Annotated in this window: 16 protein-coding genes; 6 read left to right on the forward strand and 10 right to left on the reverse strand. The window is 67.5% G+C overall.

From position 1 onward, the window contains the following. Positions 1 to 960 precede the first annotated feature (960 nt). The 3 genes from AB0M15_RS37505 to AB0M15_RS37515 all read right to left on the reverse strand — a co-directional run bounded on the left by AB0M15_RS37505 (position 961) and on the right by AB0M15_RS37515 (position 4524). Positions 961 to 1809 (reverse strand): aminoglycoside phosphotransferase family protein, encoded by an 849-nt coding sequence (locus AB0M15_RS37505; protein ID WP_363830301.1) that lies wholly within the window; start codon positions 1807 to 1809, stop codon positions 961 to 963. Between the two features lie 300 nt (positions 1810 to 2109). Beyond that, positions 2110 to 3315 (reverse strand): tyrosine--tRNA ligase, encoded by a 1206-nt coding sequence (gene tyrS / locus AB0M15_RS37510; RefSeq protein WP_363830306.1) that lies wholly within the window; start codon positions 3313 to 3315, stop codon positions 2110 to 2112. 165 nt (positions 3316 to 3480) lie between these two features. Further along, on the reverse strand, positions 3481 to 4524 hold the full coding sequence (locus AB0M15_RS37515) for a phosphotransferase (RefSeq protein ID WP_363830309.1): 1044 nt from the start codon (positions 4522 to 4524) through the stop codon (positions 3481 to 3483). A gap of 76 nt (positions 4525 to 4600) precedes the next feature. On the opposite strand from AB0M15_RS37515, the gene idi reads away from it, so the two are divergent. Then, a complete protein-coding gene (gene idi, locus AB0M15_RS37520) occupies positions 4601 to 5191 on the forward strand; it encodes an isopentenyl-diphosphate Delta-isomerase (protein ID WP_363830312.1) in 591 nt (196 codons plus the stop codon). Positions 5192 to 5258: 67 nt separating this feature from the next. Continuing rightward, positions 5259 to 5816 carry a sigma-70 family RNA polymerase sigma factor gene (locus tag AB0M15_RS37525; RefSeq protein ID WP_363830315.1) on the forward strand — a complete coding sequence of 186 codons (558 nt, stop codon included), beginning with the start codon at positions 5259 to 5261 and terminating at the stop codon, positions 5814 to 5816. Between the two features lie 19 nt (positions 5817 to 5835). Here AB0M15_RS37525 and AB0M15_RS37530 read toward each other — a convergent pair whose 3' ends face one another. Together AB0M15_RS37530 and AB0M15_RS37535 are read right to left on the reverse strand one after the other, a co-directional pair. After that, entirely contained in the window at positions 5836 to 6714 is an 879-nt protein-coding gene (locus tag AB0M15_RS37530; RefSeq protein ID WP_363830318.1) for an FAD-dependent oxidoreductase, read from the reverse strand. Between the two features lie 125 nt (positions 6715 to 6839). Continuing rightward, complete coding sequence (locus AB0M15_RS37535) at positions 6840 to 7859, reverse strand: aldo/keto reductase (protein ID WP_363830322.1); 1020 nt, start codon at positions 7857 to 7859, stop codon at positions 6840 to 6842. Positions 7860 to 7972: 113 nt separating this feature from the next. Here AB0M15_RS37535 and AB0M15_RS37540 point away from each other — a divergent pair, with 113 nt between their 5' ends. Continuing rightward, entirely contained in the window at positions 7973 to 8884 is a 912-nt protein-coding gene (locus tag AB0M15_RS37540; RefSeq protein WP_363830325.1) for an AraC family transcriptional regulator, read from the forward strand. On the opposite strand, the gene AB0M15_RS37545 is transcribed toward AB0M15_RS37540, so the two are convergent. The 5 genes from AB0M15_RS37545 to AB0M15_RS37565 are packed head-to-tail and all read right to left on the reverse strand — an operon-like array spanning position 8881 to position 14617. Further along, positions 8881 to 9840, reverse strand: coding sequence for an ABC transporter permease (locus AB0M15_RS37545; protein ID WP_343980692.1), 960 nt, complete (start codon positions 9838 to 9840; stop codon positions 8881 to 8883). The genes AB0M15_RS37540 and AB0M15_RS37545 overlap by 4 nt on opposite strands. Before the next feature lie 12 nt (positions 9841 to 9852). Beyond that, positions 9853 to 10776 carry an ABC transporter permease gene (locus AB0M15_RS37550; protein ID WP_363830330.1) on the reverse strand — a complete coding sequence of 308 codons (924 nt, stop codon included), beginning with the start codon at positions 10774 to 10776 and terminating at the stop codon, positions 9853 to 9855. Next, positions 10773 to 11822: an oligopeptide/dipeptide ABC transporter ATP-binding protein gene (locus tag AB0M15_RS37555; RefSeq protein ID WP_363830333.1), complete on the reverse strand. Its 1050-nt coding sequence runs from the start codon at positions 11820 to 11822 to the stop codon at positions 10773 to 10775. The genes AB0M15_RS37550 and AB0M15_RS37555 overlap by 4 nt, the downstream gene beginning before the upstream one ends. Continuing rightward, positions 11822 to 12811, reverse strand: a complete 990-nt coding sequence (locus AB0M15_RS37560) for an ABC transporter ATP-binding protein (RefSeq protein ID WP_363830335.1) — start codon at positions 12809 to 12811, stop codon at positions 11822 to 11824. The genes AB0M15_RS37555 and AB0M15_RS37560 overlap by 1 nt, the downstream gene beginning before the upstream one ends. A gap of 3 nt (positions 12812 to 12814) precedes the next feature. Then, positions 12815 to 14617, reverse strand: coding sequence for an ABC transporter substrate-binding protein (locus AB0M15_RS37565; RefSeq protein ID WP_363830338.1), 1803 nt, complete (start codon positions 14615 to 14617; stop codon positions 12815 to 12817). Between the two features lie 187 nt (positions 14618 to 14804). Here AB0M15_RS37565 and AB0M15_RS37570 point away from each other — a divergent pair, with 187 nt between their 5' ends. The 3 genes from AB0M15_RS37570 to AB0M15_RS37580 all read left to right on the forward strand — a co-directional run bounded on the left by AB0M15_RS37570 (position 14805) and on the right by AB0M15_RS37580 (position 19119). Continuing rightward, a complete protein-coding gene (locus AB0M15_RS37570; RefSeq protein ID WP_343980708.1) occupies positions 14805 to 15488 on the forward strand; it encodes a response regulator transcription factor in 684 nt (227 codons plus the stop codon). A gap of 2 nt (positions 15489 to 15490) precedes the next feature. After that, positions 15491 to 16921 (forward strand): HAMP domain-containing sensor histidine kinase, encoded by a 1431-nt coding sequence (locus AB0M15_RS37575; protein ID WP_363830342.1) that lies wholly within the window; start codon positions 15491 to 15493, stop codon positions 16919 to 16921. A 356-nt stretch (positions 16922 to 17277) separates the two neighbouring features. Next, positions 17278 to 19119: a DUF222 domain-containing protein gene (locus tag AB0M15_RS37580; protein WP_363830345.1), complete on the forward strand. Its 1842-nt coding sequence runs from the start codon at positions 17278 to 17280 to the stop codon at positions 19117 to 19119. Positions 19120 to 19486: the final 367 nt, after the last annotated feature.

A 19486-nucleotide genomic window follows, 5' to 3' on the forward strand; every position in this document is an offset into this window, starting at 1 on the left:
CCCCGGCACAGCCAGCCCCCGGCACCCCGGCACAGCCAGCACCCCGCACAGCCAGCACCCGGCACAGCCGGCACAGCCGGTGTGGCCGCACCGCGGTATGGCCGGCTCCGCGGTATAGCCGGTTTGGCGGGTGCTGCGGTGCGGCCGGTGTGCTTGCGGGTGAGGGGCTGTTGTTGTGTGGTTGATGGGGTGAGGGACTGTGGTGTGCGGGCTCCCGCTGCGGGAGTGTCCTGGTCGAGACAGTGCGCGTCAAGAGCGCTTCGCGTCCCTTCGGGATCGAACAAGTTCGACTCTTGACCCGCACTGTCTCGACCAGGGAAAGACGCAGCTATCGGGATCCCGCGGAGGGGTCTGGACCCAAGGAGCACCTTGCCAAGGCGGGACGTGTCGCGGGTGGTGATGGCAAGGCGGGTCGTGTTGCGGGGAACGACGGCAAGGCGGGGCGTGTCGCGGGGAGCGATGGCAAGGCGGGGCGTGTCGCGGGGTGGTGATGGCAAGGCTGGCTGTGTCGCGGGGAGCGATGGCAAGGCGGGTCGTGTCGCGGGGTGATGGTCGCAAGGCTGGCCGTGCTCCGGGGAACGATCGCATGGCCGGCCTGGTGCCGGGGTGGTGATCGCAAGGTTGGCCGGTTCGCGGGGATGGTGTCGGCGGGCTGGTCGGTTCGCTGCGGGGTTAACCCCGCAGGTGGTGGGTTGCCTCGTCAGGTTCCGATGTGGCAACCCACCATCTCAGGGGTTAACCCTCGAGATGGAGACCTGGGGATGGTTGCTCGTAGCAACTAGTGGGCGGGGGTGCATGCCTAACTCTGTGGGCAACCGATTACCTCGGCGTGTCGGGACGGTTCGCGGGGGTTGTGTGTGCGTGGCGGTCCGGGTGATGCGCTTTGTCGCGGTGGGACAGGTGGGTTCGCTGCTGGGGTTTGGCGCCGTTGGCGTGATGCATCCAGTAGCAACGGTGCCGTCAGTGCCCGGTATCCGCGGCCGCCAAGACGGCTGCGCGGACCTCGTTCGTGGGGTCGTCCTCGTGGTAGATGCGTTCGTTGGGCTCGATGTTGTCGAGGAAGCGTTGGTAGGTGGTGGCGCCTAGCAGGTGGATGAGGACGGTCATCGGTTTGAGGGCACGCAACGGGTCGCTGGATGGTAGGGCGGTTTGCCAGGCGGTGGCCCAGGTCTCGGTGGCGAGCGGGCGCTTCTCCGGTGGGAGCCAGTTGACCAGGCGTTGGAGGTCGGCGGCGGGGTGGCCTAGGTAGCTGTCGGCCCAGTCGACGATGACGCGGTTCGTACCGTCGGAGCGCCAGTTGCCGGGGTGGAAGTCGCCGTGGACCAGGGTGTTCGGGAGGCCAGCGGCATTCAGCTCGGCGATGAGGCCGGGGAGTAGGTCGCCGAGTATGCGGGCCTGAGCCAGCTCGGTAGGCGTTAGGCGTTCGCCGACCTCACCTGCCAGCAAGCGGTCCAGTTCGGCTGGTAGGTCCGCGGGGAGAAGCTTGGGGACGCGGAGGTCGTCGTGAGCGATCGCGGCTTGTACTGCGACCCAGCGGCTGACGATGTCCTGGACGGTGGCCGGGTCGGGCTCCCAGCAGTCGATGCCAGGCGCGTGGGCGCGAGCGCGTCGTCGTACTGATGGACGTGGTTGATCACGTCCGCATCGACGCTGCAGAAGCGGCTGGTCGCCTTCGCCCAAGCGCCGGCATCCGGCAGTTGGATCAAACAGGACAGATTCCAGGTCTTGTACTCGACCGGCTTGCCCGTCGCCCCGACGATCCCGGTCGCCCAGTCCACCAGCCGTTGCGGGCCGTCGACCTCGGCCCACGTCGCCCGCAACGGCTGCGGCGCGATGATGTCGGGCCAATCCGCTCGAGGCGTCGGATCGAGTACGCCGGCCCGAGGCTCCCCAGCGGCCTGGACATGGAAGACGACCCGGCCGCCATGCCCGAGTTCTGCGTTGTCAGCGTGGACGAGACGCAGGACGAACGTCGGTACGCCGAGCAGCTCGTCGAGATACCGAGTCGTCGCCGCGACCTCGGACCACCACGGCCGGTCCGCCTCGAACAGCGGTACCTGGCCCAGGTACCGGCTGCCGAGGCTGACCAGCGCCTCGACGGTTTTCGTCTCAGACGTCGGCGACGACGCGGTGGAAGGTCCGGGAACCGGAGCGGAGGGTGACGGGGTCGGTGAGGAGGAGATGTTGGTCATGGCTGAGCACTTTCTGGTCGTCGATCGAGACTGCTCCCTGGCGGATCAGCCGGCGGAGTTCGGAGTTGCTCAGCTCAGGACGCGCCGCCTGCAGCAACTCCAGGATGGTCGGCTGGGAGGTCTTCACTGCGACCTCCGGTAGCTCGGCCGGGATACTGCGATGACTGAACTGCTCGGTGAACGCCGCCCGCTCGGCCTTTGCGACGTTCGCACCGTGGTAGCGAGTGACGACCGCCGCGGCCAGCTTGAGCTTGGCGTCGCGTGCGGGTGGACCACCATGCGCCGCGGCCTCGCCGAGTGCCGCGACGACCTCCAGCGGAAGCTCGCTGTAGACGTGCGCGTACGTCTGGACGAGCGTGTCCGTCAGGCTCATCAGCTTGCCGAACTTCTCCTTCGGTGAGTCCGTCAGCCCGATGTAGTTGTTCAGCGACTTGGACTGCTTCGGCCCGCCGTCGATCCCGGGCGTGATCGTGGTGATCACGACGGCCTGCGGAGGCGCGCCGAGCCGTTGCTGAAAGTGCCGCCCGAGCTGCTCGTTGAAGAGCTGGTCGGATCCGACGATGGTGAGATCGCTGTCCATCGCGAAGCTGTCGTAGCCCTGCAGCACCGGGTAGATCAGCTCATGCAGCGCGATCTCCCGCCCAGCGGCCACCCGGTCGCGGAACATGTCCCGCGCCATCAACTGCGCCTGCGTCACCTGGCTGAACAACCCGAGCAGCGTCGCGACCTCCATCGATCCGTACCACTCGGAGTTCCTCCGTACTTCGAAGACCTCCGGCTCCGTCCGTAGCACCAGCGACACCTGCTTGAGGAACGAAGCCGCGTTCACCTCGATCTGCTCGGGTGTCAGCATCGGCCGCGTCTCCGAACGCCCGGTCGGGTCGCCGATCCGGGTGGTCAGGTCGCCGAGCAGGAAGACCACCCGGTGGCCGAGGTCCTGCAGTTGGCGCATCATCCACAGGTTGACGGCATGGCCGAGATGCAGGTCGGGCGCGGTGCAGTCGACGCCGTACTTGATCCGCAGCTTGTGGCCGGATGCGAGCCGGTCGATCAGGTCCTGCTCACCGATGATGGTGTCGGTGGTCCGCCGCAGCCGCTCGAGCACGGCCGGTACTTCGGTCATTGTGGATCCTCTCGGGGAACAGAGACACCCGGTTCAGCGCCTCCGGCAACGGAAAGAGGCAGGAACCATGATGGTTCCTGCCTCGGAGGCTCTGGGGTGGAGCGAACTACGACAGCCGGCCGGCTCGTCCCAGAGCCGGTCGATACTGCTGCGCGGGTCGCTTGATCACCTGCTCAGGCTAACAGCGCCGAGCTCGACCAGGTACCGAGTTAATTCCAGTCGCCGGTTCATGAGTTGCTTCAGTTCGTCGGTCGCCGGTTCGTGCAGCCGGTCGAGCGGGAGCGACATGAACGCGTTCCGCAGGATCAGCGCACCGTCCACACCGGCTCGTACGTCGTCCAGGCTGATGTTGTCGCGCCCTTCCGCGACCAGGCCGTCGTGGTACCGGGTGATCACCAGTTCGTGCAGGTCGGCCAGCTCGGCGACGGACAGCTCGCCGGAGTGCGCGCGACCGATCAGCAGCTGGCCGAGATCGTCGCCGGCGGCAACCAATCCGGTCATCGACCAGTCGATGCCGACGAACGTGTCGGGCGCGTCGGCCGGTACGAGCAGGTTCTGCGGGCAGGCGTCGCCGTGGCTCATGAGTTGCGGGCGTTGCGCCAGGTCGTGCAGCAGTTGCGGGATGTGCGCGGCCAGCTCCATCAGGTCGCCATGGAGATCGGAGCCGGCTAGCAGCGGGTGCTGCCAGGTCGCCGGGTCGAGCAGCGGAGGCAGGGCGAATTGCTCGACGAAGCCGTTGACCATCAGCCTGGTGATCCGGCCTGGCGAACGGTCGGCGGCTGAGGGGAGGGCGTCGTTGCGGGTCAGCCTGACGTTCAGACGGCCGAGTAGCTCGGCGGCCCGGCCGTAGCGTTCGGGGGTCCAAGGCGAGTCCGTCGTACGGACGTCTTCGAGCACCATGACCAGGTGGTCGTCGTCCAGGAGATTGACGGAGTGGACCGTGGGCAGCCGCATTCCGGTCGGCAGGGAGTCGGCGAGGCCGTTCAGGTAGACGTCGGCCTCATAACGCCAGAGGTCGCCTGCCAACGCCATCGTCCGGAACTCGCCGGGCAGCTGCTCGAGCGCAGGCCAGAGCCGGTACGACCGGAGGACTTTCACGAACAGCGACTTGTCGTTGACCTGTACGCGGTAGAGCGCGGCAGTCGTCGGGGAGTTCGCGGCGTACTGCACCGGCTCGATCGCCCACTGAGTTTCTCCGTCTGCGTTCACCCCTCTTTTGTAGGTGGGCGACACGGGGCAGAGCATCGGTAGTCATTGCCCATCTTGGAACCGTTAGGCTCGGTGGGTGGAGACGGAAATGGTGGTCCTGGTCGATGATTCCGGCCGTGCGGTCGGGACCGAGGCCAAGGCGACGGTGCATCACACCGCGACCCCGCTGCACCTCGCGTTCTCCAGCTATGTCTTCGACGAGCGCGGGCGGTTGCTGCTGACCCAGCGCGCGTTCGGCAAGCGCACTTGGCCGGGTGTCTGGACCAACAGTTGCTGTGGGCATCCGCTGCCGGGCGAATCGATGGAGTCCGCCGTACGGCGCCGGCTGGCCGATGAGCTCGGGCTGGTGGCTTCGTCGGTGGAGTTGGTACTTCCTGAGTTCCGGTATCGCGCTGTGATGGCGGACGGGATGGTCGAGAACGAGCTGTGCCCGGTGTTTCGGGTGACGTGCGCCGGGGAGCCGGTGGTCGATTCGGCCGAGGTTGCGGCGTACGAGTGGGTTGAGTGGGGCGACCTCGGCGTACGGACCGATTTGTCGCCTTGGTGCGTACTGCAGTTGAGCGAGCTGGCCGGGCTGGGGGAGTCGCCGCTGGAGTGGCCGGTTGCCGATGCCGCGCGGCTGCCGCCGGCCGCCCAAATGGGCAGCTCTGGGCAGGTTGATAGGTAGGGCTTACCGATGCCCAAGTAGGTGTCGCACCCGAACTCTGGAGAGGAGACCAGAGGAGGGGTAACGGATGACACCGGGGGACGAAGAGTCTTTGGGGGCGCGGTTCCAGCGCGGCGAGGATGCGGCGCTGCACGAGATGTACGAGCAGTACGCCGGGCCGATGTTCGTGACTGCTGTCAGCTTGCTGGGGAATCGCGAGCAGGCGGCTGATGCGGTCCAGCGTGCTTTTGTGCAGGCTTGGCGGGCGGCTGACGGGTTTGACCCTGAGCGTGAGTTGAAGCCTTGGCTGTATGCGATCACGCGGCGGGCTGCCGTTGACGTGTATCGGCGGGAGCGGCGTACTGCGGGTCAAGTGTCGCTGGCGGTTGTCCGCGAACTGTCGGACGAGGGGCCGTCGATGGAGCGGATCTGGCGGTCGTGGGAGGTGCGGTCCGCCGTCTCGCAGCTGCGGGCTGAGGAGCGCGAGGTGCTGGAGCTTGCCTACTACCAGGGCTACACGCAGACGGAGATCGCCGCTGAGCTCAGCCTGGCCCTCGGCACCGTCAAAAGCCGCACCGCCCGCGCTCAACGCCGGCTGGCCGAACTGCTTTCCCACCTCCGAGAACCCACCGCTGTAGCTAGCTGAAAGGCGCTTCGACAACTTCTCAGGCTGAGGTGAGGAGTTTCAGCAAGGTGGGCGCGAGCAGCTTCTCCGCCTCGTCCGCGGACCCGAGATAGGCAGCGTCGACCGCCGTCACCCACCGCCCCCGCAGCGGCTCCGGAATGAACGGCAGATCCGGCAGATTCATCAGCCAGGCCCACAGCGTCAACTCGTCCGGAGCGTTCGCGGTGATCTCGCTGAACGCCCGCAGTACGTCGCGAGTGTGCTCGACCGGCCACACCATCCGGCCGCCGTAGATCTGCGGCGCCAGCAGCAGCTCCAACTCGACCGACACGACGATGCCGAACTCACCGCCACCACCACGCAGCGCCCAGAACAGCTCCGGATCCGACTCGCGCGTGACTCGCTGGGCGTCGCCATCGGCGTTGATCAGCTCGAACGACCGCAAATTGTTGGCCGCTTGCCCGTACTTCCGCCCGAACCAGCTCAGCCCGCCACCGAGCGCGTAGCCGACAACGGTCGTGTCCCCGTTGCTCCCCGGCAGGCTGCTCAGCCCGGTACCGGTGAGCGCCACATTGAGATCCCGCCAGCGAACGCCCGCCCCGGCCCGTACGACACCGGCGGCGAGGTCGACGTCGATCGACGTGAGGGCGCCGGTCCGCAGCAGGATCGTGTCGTTGATCGCGGCTGTCGCGCCATGCCCGCTCGGCTGGGCCGCGACCGCGAACCCGTGCCGGCGCGCGAACCGGATCGCGTCGACGATGTCATCCTCGCCGGTGACGTGTACGACCACGGCCGGCCGCTGGTCGAGCTGCAGATGCCACGCGCCGCGCTCGTCGTCCCAGTCCGGGTCCTCCGGGCCGATCACCCGGCCGTCGACGAGTTTGCGCAGTTCCTCGACCTGCTCCGCTGAGAGCGTCATTCAGTTTCCCCCTGGAAAGAATCGATCCGGGCCCCAGACGGAACCCGGCGATTCTTTTGTACGGCGGACGCTCAGCTCACCTCATCGGTGACACCTGCCCATATCTCGCCCATCACCCACCCACATCAAGCGGCAGGGTGGCGCCAGGTCTGGTCGGCCTGTAGCCAGTTCGGGTAGCGCGCGGCCGGTCGGCTGACCTCCTCCAGCTCGGCCAGATCCTCCGCGGTCAGCTCGAGATCCACCGCCGCCAGATTGCCGGTCAGCTGATCAAGCCGCTTGGCGCCCGCGATCACACTGGTCACCGCAGGCTGGGCGAGCACCCAGGCCAGCGCCGTCTGAGCCACCGTCGCCTCGCGCCGCTCCGCGACCCTCCGCAGTACGTCGACGATGTCGTAGCCGGCCTCAGCATCCACCGGCGGGAACCCGGTCTTCGCGTGCCGCGCATCAGCGTCGCTACTGCCGTTGCGGTCGACCTTGCCGGACAGGAACCCACCAGCCAGCGGGCTCCAGACGAGCAACCCGACCTTCTCCTCGGTCAGCAGCGGTACCAACTCGGCCTCGATGTCGCGACCGGCCAGCGAGTAGTACGACTGCGACGCGACGAACCGCGACAACCCGAGCTGATCCGACTTGCCGAGCGCCCGGGCGAGCTGCCACGCAGCCAGGTTGGACGCACCGAGGTACCGGACCTTCCCAGCCCGTACTGCGTCGTCGAGCGCCCGCAGCGTCTCCTCGACCGGCGTGATCGGGTCGATGTTGTGGATCTGGTAGAGGTCGATGTGATCGGTGCCGAGCCTGCGCAGGCTGGCCTCCAGCGCATTCATCACGTGGTACCGCGACAGGCCCACGTCGTTCGGCCCCGGTCCCATCCGGGCGGACAGCTTGGTCGCCAGGATGACCTCGTCGCGGCGGGACTTGATGACCCGGCCGAGGATCTCCTCCGACTCGCCGTCGGCGTACATGTTCGCGGTGTCGATCAGGTTCACGCCCGCGTCGAGAGCCGTGTTGACCAGCGGCCCCGCGGCGACGTCGTCGAGCCCGCCGACGAGGTTCCACGGCGGCCTGCCCGCGCCGCCGAAGGACATGGCACCCAGCGCGATCCGGGACACGTACAAACCAGTCGCACCAAGCTGAGCGAACTTCATTGCAATTTCCTTTCGTGGTCTACTCACCACGCTAGGAGGACGACAGGGGATACTCCATGAGTAGGCGTCCGGACTACTTGATCGATCGTCTGAGGGCGAGAGGAGGCACCGGGATGGACCCGTTGTCGGAGATGCTTGCCTTGCTCAACATCGAGGCCGCTCTGCCGTCCCGGTTCGAGGCGGCCGGCGACTGGGCGCTCGAGTTCGGTGGGTACGCCGACATCAAGGTCGGCGCCGTCCTGCAGGGTAGTTGCTGGATCACCGCGGAGGGCTGCGAACCGTTGCAGCTGGCAACTGGTGACTGCTACCTGGTGGCCAGCGCCCGGGCCTTCGGTGCAACCTCCGATCCCGACCTCGAGCCGGTGGACGGGGTCGCCGTCTTCGAGAACGGCGGCTACCCGGACACCGTCCGCTACCACACCACCGAGGGCGCTCCGGATCAGACGGTCATCGTCGGCGGCGCGGTCAACTTCGACGAGACCACCGCGGCGCTGTTGCTGGACCATCTACCCGCCACCGTCCGGATCCCCGCCGACAGCAAGCCCGCTGCCGCTCTCCGCCCACTGCTTGAGCTTCTCGGCGAGGAGTTCGCGCACGCCGAACCCGGTGCCGCCAACGTGCGCGACCAGCTCACCAAGGTACTGTTCGTCCAGGCGCTCCGGGCGATGATTGCCTCCGACAACCGTCCGTCGGGCTGGCTGGGCGCGCTCGCCGACCCGAGCATCGGCCCGGCGCTGGAGTTGCTGCACCGTGAACCAGCCCGCCGGTGGACCGTGGCCGAGCTGGCGGAGAAGGTCGGCATGTCCCGCAGTACCTTCGCGCTCCGCTTCAAGACCCTGGTCGGGATGTCTCCCCTCGACTACCTCGCCCGCTGGCGGATCCAGGCGGCCGGCCGGGTCCTGCGCTCGACCGACCGCACTGTCTTCTCCGTCGCCGGCGAGTTCGGCTACGGGTCCGAGAGCGCCTTCAGCAACGCCTTCAAACGCGTGACCGGACAGTCCCCAGCCAAATACCGCGCTCATTAGTGCAACCTCACCCTCGGGTCGAGGACGGCGTAGGCGATGTCGACCAGGATGTTCGAGACCACGACGGCCGCGGACGCGAACAGGACGATCCCGATGATCACCGGCAGGTCCTGCTGGTTGATCGCGGTGATCGCCGTCTGGCCCAGACCCGGCAGGCTGAACACCGTCTCGATCACGACCACCCCACCGATCAGCTGACCGAGGTCGATGCCGAACTGGGTGACGACCGGCGTCAGCGCACTGCGCAGGCCGTGCCGGACGATCACCCGGCGCTCGCGGATACCTTTCGACCGCGCGGTACGGATGTAGTCCTCACCCAGGACGTCGAGCATCGCGCCGCGGGTCAGTCGCGTGTACGTCGCCGCGAGCAGCAACGCGAGCGCGACCCACGGCAGCAACATGTGCTGGAACCAGGGCCCGATGCCTTGGGTGATGCTGCTGTAGCCACCGGCCGGGAACCACTTGTACCCGGCCAGGGTCAACTGGAAGTACAGGAAGTATAGGAGCAGCAGGCCGAGCAGGAACGACGGGAAGGAGTAGAAGAACAACGAGAACAGGGTCAGGCCGCGATCCGCGAGCGACCGGGGATGCACCGCGGAGATCACTCCGTTGAACACCCCGAGCAGCAGCCACAGGACGGCCGCGCCGAGCGCGAGTGACACCGTGATCGGCAGCGCCTGCCCGATGATCGAGGTCACCGCGACTTGGTGGTAGTAGTCGTAGCCCAGATTGCCCTGCACCGCGTTCTCGACGAAGTGCAGGTACTGCTTCCAGACCGGCAGGTCGAGGCCGAGCCGGTGCTTGATCAACTCGATCGTCTCCGGCGTCGCCTGCCGGCCGGCCAGCGTCTGCGCGACGTTGCTGGGGGCAACGAAGAACAGGCCGAAGACGGCCAGTGAGATCAGCCAGAGCACCAGGATGCCGTGACCGATCCGGCGGATCAGGAACAGCGCCATCGCAGACTCCCTTCAGCGCAACCGGTCGGCCCGTGGATCGAACGCGTCCCGTACGCCGTCGCCGAACAGGTTGAAGGCGAGCGTCGTGACGAGCAGCGCGATCCCGGGGAAGAAGATGAACCACCAGGCGGTCGTGTAGTAGTTCTGCGAGGCGCTGATCATCCCGCCCCAGTCCGCCGTTGGCGGCGGCAGTCCGAGACCGAGGAACGACAGCGTCGCCTGGGTGACGATCACGACCGGGATCAGCAGGGTCGTGTAGACGATCACCGGCGCGAGCACGTTGGGCAGCACGTCGACGAACATGATCCGGGTGTCGCCGGCGCCGAGCGAGCGGGCCGCCTCGACGAACTCGCGTTCGCGCAGCGACAACACCTGCCCACGCACGATCCTCGCCACCGACGCCCAACTGAAGAAGCCGATCACGCACACCGTCACCGTGAGGCTGGGGCCGGTCACCGACACCAGCGCGATCGCCACCAGCAGGAACGGCACCGACAGCACCACGTCGATCAGCCGGGCCAGGATGGTGTCGACGATCCCGCCGAGGAACCCGGCCGCCAGGCCGAGCACGACGCCGATCACGACCGTGATCGCCGTCGCCAGTACGCCGACCAGCAACGAAACCCTGGCCCCGTAGGCGATCCGGACCAAGATGTCCCGGCCGAGGTCATCCGTGCCGAGCCAGAACATCCCGTTCGGCCCCTTGGGCAACCCGTCCGGCGTCAGCCCGATGTCGCGGTACTGCTCGTTCGGCGGATGCCCGGTGATCGAGGCGAACACCGGCGCGAAGATCGCCATCAGGATGATCAGTACGATCACCGCCAGCGAGATCATCGCCACCTTGTCCTTACGCAGCCGCGCGACCGCCAGCACCAGCGGACTACGCCCCTCGATCGCAGCCGCTGGTGCCCGGATCACCTCCACTGCGGCGGTCATGACGCCTTCAACTCCGGTACGGCGGCCGACAGGTCCTCGCCGACCCGCAACGGGAAGAAGCAAGCCGTCCGGTGCGCCGGATCGTCATCACTGTGTTGGTCGAATTTGGCGGGATCCAACCCCGGCTCGGCTTCGGCGCACTGCACTCGGGCCTTCGGGCACCGGGTATGGAACCGGCAGCCCGGTGGCGGGTTCGTCGCCGACGGGATGTCACCCATCAGGATGATCTGCTCCCGGCTGTCCGAGGTGTCCGGATCCGCGACCGGCAGCGCCGACAGCAACGCCCGGGTGTACGGGTGCCTGGTCTCCTGGAACAGGTCGCTGGTCGGTGCGACCTCGACGATCTTGCCCAGGTACATCACCGCGATCCGGTCACTCACATGCTGGACCACCGACAGGTCGTGCGAGATGAACACGTACGTGAGGTCGAACTCGTGCTGCAGATCGGCCAGCAGGTTGATGATCTGCGCCTGGATCGACACGTCCAGCGCCGACACCGGCTCGTCGCAGATCACCAGCTTCGGCCGCAACGCGAGGGCCCTGGCCACTCCGATCCGTTGCCGCTGGCCACCGGAGAAGTCGGCCGGGAACCTGTTGTAGTGCTCGGGATTCAGTCCGACCAGTGCCATCAGATCCTGGACCTTGCGCTTGCGCTCGGCCCCCGACGCGATGCCGTGGATGGCGAACGGGTCGCCGATGATCGAGCCGACCCGGCGGCGCGGGTTCAGCGAACCGTACGGGTCCTGGAAGATCATCTGGACCTCCCGCCGCAACGGCCGCATCTGGCGACGCGTCAGGCCGGTGATGTCCCGGCCGTCGAACCAGACCGAGCCCGACGTCACGTCGTACAGGTGTGCGATGCAGCGGGCCAGCGTCGACTTGCCGCAGCCGGTCTCGCCGACCAGTCCGAGCGTCTCGCCCTTGCGGACCTCCAGCGAGACGCCGTCGACGGCTCTGACCACCTCCTTGCTCTGAGTGGGGAACTCCTTGCGGACGTCCTGCACTTTGAGCAGGGTTTCCGCCTGCTCTACTAGGGTTTCGGTCATCAGGCCACCGCCTTGGTGATGTCATGGTCGAGCCAGCAGGCCGACTGATGCCGTGGATCACCCTGTACGTCGGTGAGCGGCGGCGTCTCCAACCGGCAACGATCGAAGACGTGCGTGCACCGGTTGGCGAACGGGCAACCCACCGGCAGGTTGATCAGGCTCGGCGGCGTGCCCTGGATGGGCGTCAGCCGCTTCCCGGTCTGGGCCGGCAGCGAGGCCAGCAGCCCTTGGGTATAAGGGTGATGGTTGCGATAGAAGATGTCCCGGCGGGGCGCCCGCTCCATCACCGCCCCGGCGTACATCACGATCACCTCGTCCGACATCTCCGCGACCACGCCCAGGTCGTGCGTGATCAGGATGATCGCGGTGCCGAACTCCTCCTGCAGCTTGCGCATCACGCTCAGCACCTGCGCCTGGACGGTCACGTCGAGCGCCGTCGTCGGCTCATCCGCGATCAGCAGCGCCGGGTCGAGTGCCATCGCCATCGCGATCATCACCCGCTGCCGCATCCCGCCGGAGAACTGGTGCGGGTAGTCGTCGATCCGCTCGGCCGCCCGGGGGATGCCGACCAGGGTGAGCAGCTCGGCGGCCCGGCGACGGGCCGCCTGCTTGGAGATGTGCTTGTCGTGCGCCTGGATCATCTCGACGATCTGCCAGCCGATCCGGTACTGCGGATGCAGGCTCGACAGCGGGTCCTGGAAGATCATCCCGATCTTGGCGCCGCGCAAGCGCCGGAGGGTGCCGGCGTCGGCGGTGATCAGGTCGGTGCCGTCGAAGTACGCAGTACCGGAGACCTGGGCGCCCCGGGTCAGGCCGGTGATGGTCTGGGTCGAGACGCTCTTGCCTGAGCCGGACTCGCCGACGACCGCGAGAGTTCGGCCGCGCTCGACGTCGAAGGACAGCCCCCGGACGGCGCGGACGGTACCGTCCGGGGTGTCGAACGAGACCCTGAGATCTCGTACCTGCAGCAAAGCCTCAGTGGTGGGCACTGGTCAGCCCTGCTTGTCCTTGGCCAGCCATACGTTCGTCGGGTCGTAGTTCTGCAGCGACGGGACGTAGACGGCGTTGTGCACCTGCTCGGCGTGGTAGTTCGCCTGCTTGTTGTTGGTCAGCGGGTAGAAGGCCGCCTGCTCCATCACCCGGGCGTCTGCCTTGGCCCAGAGGTCGGCTGCCGCATCCTCGGTCGGCGCGGCGATGGCCTGCTGGATCAGGGTATTGGTCTCGGCGTCGTTGTAGAGCCCGAAGTTGCTGCCCACCGGTGGGTAGGAGGGTGCACCCGAGAAGAGCGGGTTGAAGAAGGAGAGTGCCGCGTTGCCGTACCAGTCGGCTCCCCAGCCGGCCAGCGACAGGTCCCAGACGCCGCGCTGGGCGACGGTCGGCACCTGCAGGTATTTCACGTAGAAGTCCGCGTTCGGCGACGGTACGCCGGTGACGGTGATGCCGGCCTTGGACAGGTCCTGCTGGACGGTCTGGAACGTCTTGCTGCTGCCCTCGGTCGCGTTGCGGTAGAGGAACTTCAGCGTCAGGTGCGGGAAGCCCGCCTCGGCCAGCAACTGCTTGGCCTTGTCCGGGTCGTACGGGTACGGATCGATCTGCTTGGAGCCGACGATGACGTCCGGCAGCACGTGGGTCAGCGGCGGGTTGAGCGTCTTGCCGCCGAGCACCTGCAGGATGTGGTCGCGGTTGATCGCGTAGCTGAGGGCCTGCCGCACCTTGGGGTTGGCCAGCGCCCTGTTGTTGTTCGGCGAGACGGTGTTGTAGATGACGTACGGGTTGCTGCCCGCGGTGTCGCCGATGGTCAGGTTCTGGTCCTTCTTGGCCTGCAGTGCGGGCAGCTGCGACGGCGGTGGGGCGACGTCCCACTCCATGTCGGCTGTCGGCGTACCGGTCTGCAGTTGCTGCTGGACCGAGTCCTGGCTGACTGTCTCGTTGACGACGATCTTGTCGACGTACGCCTTGCGGACCGGGTCGGTGGCCGGATCCCAGGCGGGGTTGCGGGAGTAGTTGACCGACTTGGTCGGCACCCACGAGTCGACCTTGTACGGGCCGTCGGAGGGGAAGTTGTTGCCGAGTTCGGTGCTGGCGGGCAGGTACTTGAGCGACTCGACCGGGGCGGGGGAGAAGGCGGACAGCGTCAGCATGCCGACGAAGTACGAGGCGGGGCGGGTCAGCTTGAACACGACGGTGGTCTCGTCCTTGGCGACCACGCCGGGCAGCGGCGTCTTGTCGATGTACGCCTGGATCGCGGCCGGGGTCTTGGCGACCTTGGCGAACCCGTCGGCGAACTTCGAGTAGCCGTCGATCAGGCCGTAGAAGTCCGGGATGCCGCCGAACGGCTGGACCGGGTTCGCGGTCCGCTTGACGCCGCGGACCATGTCGGCCGCGGTCACCTGGCGGGCCGGGCTGGTGTTCCACTTGGCGCCGGTGCGGATCTTGATCGTGTACGTCTTGCCGTCCGCGCTGATCCCGCCGTTCGCGACGGTCGGCAGGTCGGTGGCCAGGTCGGCGACCGGTGTGGTGTTCTTGCCCCCGGGATCGGCCGGGTAGGTGAAGAGCTGGCGGCTCCACATCCGCAGGTTGGTGTAGCCGACCGAGTAGTAGCTGACGTTCGGGTCCATGTAGTCGACATCGCCCTTGCCCAGCATGTTCAGGGTGCCGCCGGTCACCGGCGTACCGCCTGAATTGGTGCCGCCGCCCGCGGTTGTGGTTCCCTGGTCGGCATTGCACGCTGCCAGCGTGAGACTCGTGACGGCGACGATCGCCACCGCCGCGAGCCGTCTTCCGGAACTGGCCATTACTTCCTCCTCCGAGACTGGATAGGGCCGAAGCTAGAACCGCGGACCCGTCCAGACACCCGGGTCACTGAACCGTCAACGTCTTGTCATCTCCTGCCAGGCGCTTCTATGACGAAGTCGTGACAGCCGTCATCTGCAGACAGGCGGCCCATTGGGAGACAGCCCCTTGTCGAGCGACACTGGTCCCGTGGCACACAGCTTGTTACTGGTTGACGACGAACCGCGGATCCGGCGGGTACTGCGGCTCGCCCTCGAGGACGAGGGCTACGAGGTGTCCGAGGCGGCCAACGGGCTGGACGCGTTGACCGCGCTGAGGCACGAGCCCCCGGACGTGGTCCTGCTCGACTTGATGCTGCCGGACCGGGACGGATTCACGGTCTGCCGGGAGATCCGGCGGACCAGCGACGTACCGGTGATCATGGTGACGGCCCGGACCGACAGCCACGACATCGTCGCCGGGCTGGAGGCGGGCGCGGACGACTACGTTACGAAGCCGCTTGTAGCCAAAGAGTTGTCGGCACGGATCAGGGCGCTGCTGCGCCGGGTCGAGCCGAACGGTACGCCGGTACTGGAGCAGTTCGTCATCGGCGACCTCGAGATCGACGTACCGGCCGCCGAGGTGGTGCGAGACGGGTGCGTGCTGCCGCTGACCCGGACCGAGTTCAAGCTGCTGGTCGAGCTGGCCAGCCTGCAGGGCAAGGTGTGCAGCCGTGAGCATCTGCTGTCGAAGGTCTGGGGCTATGGGTACTTCGGGGACAGCCGGATCGTCGACGTACACATCCGGCGGCTACGGCTGAAGATCGAGCGAGACCCGGCCACCCCCAAGCACCTCGTCACTGCCCGGGGTCTCGGCTATCGACTGGTGAGCTGACGTTGCGGCGGCGGTTCGGCCTGCGCGACCGGGTCATGCTCGCGTACGGGTTGCTTGCGCTCGGGCTGTCCGGCGTACTGGCGCTGGTCACCTGGAGCGTGGTCTCCAACTATCTGACCAATCAGCGGATCTCGTCGGCGATCGTCGAGACGACCGACAACGCGAACACCTTGCACTACGGGCTCTACGGCCTGACATCGTCCTGCGGACCGGTACGCCGGCTGGGCCAGGAGCCCGCTTGCGGGACGGTCGTACCGCAGTCGCCGTCGATGGTGATGAACCTGGTGGAGGCGCTGCCGTCGACGGACACGGCCGCGATGCTGATGCGGTACGACGGCGCCTGGTACACGGTGTCGGCGAAGGCTAGCGACATACCGGCCGACATGCTGGAGAGCGCCCAGGGCGGGGTCAAGGTGGACCGGCGGCTCGTGGTCGGCGGCGACGAGGTGCTCGCCGTCGGGGTGCCGGTGGGGCGTCCGGGGGAGGCCTTCTTCGAACTGCATCCGCTGAACCGGCTCGACAACACGCTGCGGACGCTGAAGCTCACTCTGATCTTGGCGGCGATCGTGACCGCGCTGCTCGGGCTGGCGGTCGGGCGGCTCGCCAGCACGGTGGCGCTGCGACCATTGGCCAAGCTGACTCAGGTTGCGGCTGCTGTCGCGCGCGGGCGGCTCGATGCCCGGCTCGAGGCGGAGAACGATCCGGACCTCGGCGGCCTGGCCCGATCCTTCAATCAGACGGCGGCCGCGCTGGAGAAACGGGTGATCGCCGACGCCCGCTTCGCCGGCGACGTCAGCCACGAGCTGCGCACCCCGCTGATGACGATGATGAACTCGATGCAGCTGATCCAGAACCATCGCGCTGAGCTACCGGCGTCCGTCCGCGAGCCGGTCGAACTGCTAGGCGACGACCTCGACCGCTTCCGCCAACTGGTCGTCGACCTGCTCGAGATCTCCCGCGACGACGGCGGCGACCAGGGCAGCCGCGAGCTGGTCCGGATCGGCGACCTCGTCCGCGCCGCCGCCGACGCCACCGCCGGCCGCGAGATCACCGAGGTAGCCCCCGACGCCGCCGACCTGACGATGGAGGCGGACAAACGCCGCCTGGAACGAGTCATCGCCAACCTGGTGGACAACGCCGAACAACACGCCGGCGGCTGCAAAGGCGTCCTGGTCCAGGCCGGCGGCAAAGGCGTACTCATCTACGTGGACGACGCCGGCCCCGGCGTCCCCGAAGCAGACCGAGAAAGAATCTTCGAACGCTTCGGCCGAGGCACCCCCGGCACACCCCCCAACCCCCACCGCACCGGCACCGGCCTGGGCCTGGCCATCGTCGCCCGCCACGTCGAATGGCACCACGGCACAATCCAAGCCACCGCCCGCCCCCAAGGCGGCGCCCGCTTCCTGATAGACCTCCCCGCCAAAAACCCCTAGAACAACCATTTGCCAAGAGCAACAGCCAAGAGCAACAGCCAAGAGCAACAGCCAAGAGCAACAGCCAAGAGCAACAGCCAAGAGCAACAGCCAAAAGCAACAGACCGTCCCGACTGCTGCTGTGGTTCGGCAAGTGCCGGGAGCGGCGGTTGGGTGGGTGTAGGGGGATTGCAGGTGGGCGTTGGGTTGGTGACGACCGAGCCCGCGTGGCGAGGATGCCGACACCTACCTTGAACGAGGTGCACTGCCCAAACAACCTACAGGCTTTCGGCTTGTTTGAAGTGGTGAGGAATCTACCTTGTGGATAAGGGCTTTCCGGCTCAAAACCGTCGGTGGCGGCGGCTAGCCTTTGAGGTATGGACGATCGCGCGGTGGTGACGATGAGCGGCAGCGAACTGCTGTCCGCCTGCGACGTCATCGAGGACGCGATCGAGAAACTGCTGGCCCGCCGCAACCAGATCCTCCAGCGCCTGGACGAGATCGACTACGCCCAGGAGATCGGCGCCCACGACACCGCCCGGCTGCTCGAGAAGCGCTACCGCCTCGACCCCGCCGAGGCCCGCCGCCGCGTCCGGCTGGCGACCGCGCTACCGAAGTACCCGACCGTCGCCGCCGCCCTCCCCACCCCCGGCAACCCCACCGACAACGACGACAACGGCGACGGCCACGGAGGGGACGGCGGCGCGGTGGTGCTGTCGTCGGCGCAGGCCGACGCGATCGTGTCCGCGCTGGAGAAGCTCCCCAAGTCGGCGGACGTCCCGGTCGAGGAGTTGGACGCGGCGGCAGAGCAGATGGTGCAGGCTGCCCGCCACATGAAACCTGGCGACCTGCGCAGGATGGGTGAGCAGGTCCGCAACATCCTCGACACCGACGGACCCGAACCCCGCGAAGACGCCGCCCGCGCCCGCGAAGAGGTCTGGATCAAGAAGGCCGAACACGGCGTGAAGTTCGGTGGCTATCTGGCGGGTGAGAACGCCGAGAAGTTGCAGACGGTTCTGCAGGCAGGCGCGAAGCCGCACAAGACCGAAGACGGTGAACACGACCCCCGGTCACGCGGCAAACGTCAGGCCGACGCCTTGGTCGATGCTCTTGATATCGCCCTGGCGTCTGGTGATTTGCCGACCCGGGGTGGGATCAAGCCCCACATCGCGGTCACGATCAACCTGAACGACCTGCTGGAGGCGGGCCGGCAGGCGACCGGTGACCTGACCTACGGCGACGGCCTGTCCGCCGCCGCGATCCGCCGTCTCGCCTGCGACGCCGGAATCATCCCCATCGTCCTCGGCTCCGACAGCCAGCCCCTCGACGTCGGCCGCGAATTCCGGTACGTCACCACCGGTCTGCGCAATGCCTTGAACCAGCGTGACCGAGGCTGCGTGATCTGCCACGCCCCACCGATCTACTGCGACGCTCACCATCTGGTGAGTTGGTTCGACGGTGGTGTCACCAGTCTCGCGAACATGGTCTTGCTCTGCCGCGTCGACCACACCTCGCTGCACGACGGCCATTGGACGATCAGGATCGTCGACAACCAGGTCCATGTCACCCGCCCCACCTGGGCCGACCCACCACCACGTACTGGGCGAAGACTCGACCAGCCCAGCACCACCGCCGCCACCGCACCCGCGACGTCGGCCACCCACCCCTGGCCACCACCCACCGCAGCCGCGCCACCCACCACGACAAACGCTGACCCCTGGCCTCCGTCGCCCGCCGCGACAGACACCGCCCCCTGGACGAGCGCTTCCCCCGGGACGAGCGCTGACCCCTGGATGGGCGCTGACCCCAGGATGGAGGCCGCCCCCTGGACGAGCGGAGACCCCTGGATCGGCGCTGACTCCCGGATGGGCGCTGACACCCGGCATTCACTGAGTGAGGCGGTGGCGGATGGGGGTGCCGATAGCAGGGCGGCAACTGCACCTGTGCGGTCTGAGGTTTCTGTGCCGGCCCCGGGGTCTGCTCAAGTACCGGGGCCGAACTGGCCCTACGACGATGATGCTGCCTGGATCACCGCCGAGGAAACGGCGGCGTTGGACCCCTGGGGTGGCAACCCCGGAGGCATCGGAACTCCACCCGCCGGGCCCGAACAGACAGCCACCCGTGCACGGCACGGACTCACCAACGCTCCGTGGACCACCCCTGAAGAAGCAGCCGTTCTCGACCCCTGGGGCGACCGGCCCGGGGGTGCGGTGGCCTGAGGTCGGACGCGGTCGGTGCAGCCTGAGTTGGGTTTGGTGGGCGTGAGGTCGGGCGCGGTGGATGTGGGGTGGGTTGGGTTCGGTGGGCGTGAGGTCGGGCGCGGTGGGCGTGGCGTGGGCCGGGTTCGGTGGGCCTGAGTTTGAGGTCGGCTGATGTTTGGGGGTTTGCGGGCTGGTGGGTGGGCTCCGCGGGTGGGTTGCCGTCGGTCGAGGCAGGTGGGTGGCGTTGGTCGAGATGGGGGGAGCCGGGGGCTCGTGACTTCCCGGGGGGTCGCCGCGTCTGCCTGTGGGGCGGAGGTGGTGGGTCGGTCTCGGTTGGGGGACGGAAAATCGGCTGACGGTTGGAGGGGGGCGGCCTATTCTGGAG

Origin of the sequence: Kribbella sp. NPDC051718, assembly GCF_040681515.1 — a bacterium.
In the GTDB taxonomy this organism is placed as follows: domain Bacteria; phylum Actinomycetota; class Actinomycetes; order Propionibacteriales; family Kribbellaceae; genus Kribbella.